This is a genomic window from Cellulophaga sp. F20128 (assembly GCF_023015805.1).
Taxonomy (GTDB): Bacteria; Bacteroidota; Bacteroidia; order Flavobacteriales; family Flavobacteriaceae; genus Cellulophaga.
In genome coordinates this window covers 1-3,749 of record NZ_JALKBA010000043.1, presented here as the reverse complement: position 1 = coordinate 3,749, position 3,749 = coordinate 1, and the positions used below count along the sequence as shown (strand labels likewise).

Below are 3,749 nucleotides of genomic sequence, written 5' to 3'. Positions count from 1 at the left end.
TGGACTCCTGATTCCTGGCTCTTGTAACTCTTTTCACTCTTGACTCTCTCTTCTTTTTGCATTTGATAAACCGGATTATTTTTAACGAAATGGCAGTTCAAGTTATTACGCTTTGTTTTTGTATGTCGTTTTGTAATCTTAGAAGATGTATGATCACCATTAGCCTAATGAAATGTTTGACTTTTAGATCTTTAACCTTAGCTGTAAAAGGTGTTCAGGATTAATTTTTTGAACTAGAAACAATACTGCTACTGCAAACTGGAAACTGGATTTATACTCTTTTCTTTTTCCATTGCTGAAAAAGAAACAAAAAATCTAGACTGACAAAACCAGAGCTAAACTTTTCTTTCTGTTTCTAAATAATCGCTAACTTCTTCAAATTACATTTGAATTCATCACAAGACGGATTATTTTAACGAAACTTCAATTCAAGTTTTACGCTTTGTTTTTGTAGGTCGGTATTGTTGACGGGTGATAGTTGTTGGTTGGCAGTTGATGGTTTTTAGTCTTGACTCTCGAATCTCTTTTCACTTTTTGTTTTTCACTTTTAGACCTTTGACATCTTCCTTCAATGGTATCCTGGATAAACTTTTTAAACTAGTAACAATACTGCCACAGCCAACTAGAAACTACCTTTTCACTCTTGGATCTTTTTATCCTTGGTATAGTAGGCGAACAGTACAAAGATGTCAGTTCGAGTGATTTTGAGGCACGAAAAAATTGTATCGAGAACCTTTTGAAACTAAAAACTTCTCTATATTTCTGCTGAGCCCGACGACGCAGCCGATTACTAAAATGCAATTAATTTTATATATATGCAGTTCGTCAGAAAAGTGTTTCAGCAAGAATACGTATAAAGTTTCTTTGGGGTATATAAATAATTAAATTTACCATTATGAAGAAAATTATTTTCGGCCTTATTTTATTTATCGTTCCTTTTACTGTAGTTATAAATTTAAATGAAAACGACATTAATGCTCCGGTCCAAAAGATACTAAAAGATGATATATGGGAGCGTATAAAGATTCAAGTCTACGAACATGGTAAGCACAAGCAACGTCCTATCTTTAAATATAAAGGACCCATTTTATTTAAACTTAATAGAGCAAAAAAAATTGACAGTCTGGCTTTTGAAAATGTTATAAAGGAGCTAAAAACACTATTTCCATCTCAAGAGATACACTTCTTTAGTGATTTTACAGGAAAGAGTTTTGAAGATATAACATTGAATACACCTCCTCGCAGGGAAGACGTAATGGGAAGCTCTACTACAAAAAATGATGCTTTTATCCATGGTTACTCTTTGTATTTTTTAAAAAGGTATACAATTCAATTCAATTTTAATGAAGACAACCGGAATGAAGTAACGAAACGGGTAACATCAATTAATAGTGACAATTCTCTTGGACATTTTAACTACTATAAAAGTAATAGAGCAAAGGAAAATTCTGGATATTTGGATTCATCAACTGATTTTAATTTTGGAACTGATGTTACAGTCGATTTTAGGGCTAAAATGATGAAAAATGTAATTTTCAAAATACTTTCCGCAAATAGCTTCGCATTGCCCAAGGATTTCCTTTTTATTAAAATTCATTCATCAGACGAAAAAGTATTGCAAAGGTTTTACAGCCCTAATTTTGAAGAAGAATTTAAGGCTTATATGTTTAAAACTTACCCATGGAGATATGCTATAAATTTTTTAAATAAGGAAAAAACAGAGATATTGACTAATTGGTTATGCGTGATAATAGGACTTGTTCTTACGTTGTTAGGTTTAGCAATTTTTTATAAAATAAGATTTAAAATTAGGTTTTTTAATTATTCAGTTCCTTTGCTAGCATTAACATACTGTGCTTTAACCGTTTTTTTAACCTATGAATTTTTCACCAACTCAATACACTTTCAAAGGAGCAAAGATGTTTTTGGTATTTATATTATTTTTACAACTGTAGCCTTAATAATGTCCTTATTTTTGTGGATTTTTGATACGTATGTTATTAAAAAAGAGATGAACTTTATTTTTCAATTTGGTTTAAAAATAGGTTTTACATTTTTCATTTTTTTAGTACCGATTGCAATTGTGTATGTAATAGAAAGCAATAGCTATAGTTGGGTTACCAGGGTTAGTCCAATATTACTAGGCGCCATTACCTTAACTTTAGGCAGAGGGCTTTTATTATATCTCGACCATTATTCAGAAAACCTAATAAAAGAAAAAGACATAGAACTAAGCAAACTTAAAGAGATAAATGCGCAAGCAGAAGTAAAGTTGCTGCAATCTCAAATCAACCCCCATTTTCTATACAATGCCTTAAATTCTATTGCGAGTTTGGCTCATAAAAATGCGGATAAAACAGAAAAAATGGCCTTGTCATTATCAGATTTGTTTAAATATACAATCAACCGAAAAGGGAAGAAAGACAGCACTATTGGTGATGAAGTAGAGATGGTTGCCAATTATTTGGAGGTAGAACAAATTCGTTTCGACGATCGTTTAAATTTTACGATTGAGGTAGACAAAACCCTGGAAAACACTAAAATACCAATGTTTCTCATTCAGCCTTTAATAGAAAATGCGGTAAAACATGGAATTTCTAAAGTTGAAAACGATGGACAAATTAGTCTCAGTATTCAAAAAATTGATGTTGGTTTTACTATTCTTGTAGAAGATAACGGCCCAGATTTTCCGGAAGGTGTAGTGAGTGGTCATGGATTGCAAACGGTGTTTGATTTGTTGCGGTTAACGTATAATGATAAGGCATCAATTAGCTGGAAAAACAAACCGAATAAACAAATTAAAATCACCATAGAAAACTAAGAGCAATGAACCAACCCTATAGAACTATAATCATAGATGATGAACTCTTAGCAAGAGAGCGGTTGTTAAAATTGACAGCGAATTTTCCGCAGTGTTTTAATGTCATAGCTTCCGCAAAAAACGGAACAGATGCCAAAGAGAAAATTAACAGTTTAAAACCAGAACTCATTTTTTTAGATATTGAAATGCCAGGACTTACTGGTTTCGAACTGCTAGAGCAATTAGACAGTATGCCTATGGTTATATTTTGTACTGCTTTTGATCAATATGCGTTGCAGGCCTTTGAAACCCATAGTATTGATTATTTGGTAAAACCTGTTCGCCTAGAGCGTTTAGAGAAAACCGTTAACAAACTAATTAAGTTAAATGGAAATCACAATTCCCAAAAACTTTTGGAAGCCATTAAAGAAATGTCTGCGGAAAAAGAGGCTAAGAAAATGACGTCAATTACGGTTAGAAAAGGCGAGAAGTTATTTTTTATAAAGCTAGAAGATGTCCTCTATTTTGAAGCAGATGCCAAATACAGTTGCATTTACACGAATACAGAAAAGTATTTAACAGAGCTCTCCTTAACCCAGTTAGAAACTAAATTGCCAGATTTTTTTTTAAGAGTGCAAAGGGGAATTATTATAAATATGGACTATGTAGAAAATGTACAGAAATATTTTAATAGCAGATATGTCATTACTTTAAAAAACAAACAAAAAACAAGCATAACCACGGGTAGAAGTTATAAGGATGCCATTAAAAGTTGGATGGGGGTTTAATAATAAGCAAGATCGCAGTAATATTTCAGTTCGAGTGTTTTTTGTGTAATGAAATGGAACAAATAGTGTATCGAGAACCAATTGAAATTAAAAGGTCTTCTCTTTCTTTTTCCATTGATGAAAAAGAAACAAAAAATCTAGACTGACATTGTTAGTTGTTG

Annotated in this window: 2 protein-coding genes; both read left to right on the top strand. The window is 32.1% G+C overall.

From position 1 onward, the window contains the following. The first annotated feature begins 895 nt into the window (after nucleotides 1–895). Nucleotides 896–2,821 (top strand): histidine kinase, encoded by a 1,926-nt coding sequence (locus MWU65_RS17315; RefSeq protein WP_247079939.1) that lies wholly within the window; start codon nucleotides 896–898, stop codon nucleotides 2,819–2,821. A gap of 5 nt (nucleotides 2,822–2,826) precedes the next feature. After that, nucleotides 2,827–3,588, top strand: coding sequence for a LytTR family transcriptional regulator DNA-binding domain-containing protein (locus tag MWU65_RS17310; protein ID WP_247079938.1), 762 nt, complete (start codon nucleotides 2,827–2,829; stop codon nucleotides 3,586–3,588). Nucleotides 3,589–3,749: the final 161 nt, after the last annotated feature.

What these genes read in the sequence shown, in the direction of transcription:
- MWU65_RS17310 (WP_247079938.1), top strand. Translation starts at nt 2,827, where the DNA reads ATGAACCAACCCTATAGAACTATAATCATAGATGATGAACTCTTAGCA.
- MWU65_RS17315 (WP_247079939.1), top strand. Translation starts at nt 896, where the DNA reads ATGAAGAAAATTATTTTCGGCCTTATTTTATTTATCGTTCCTTTTACT.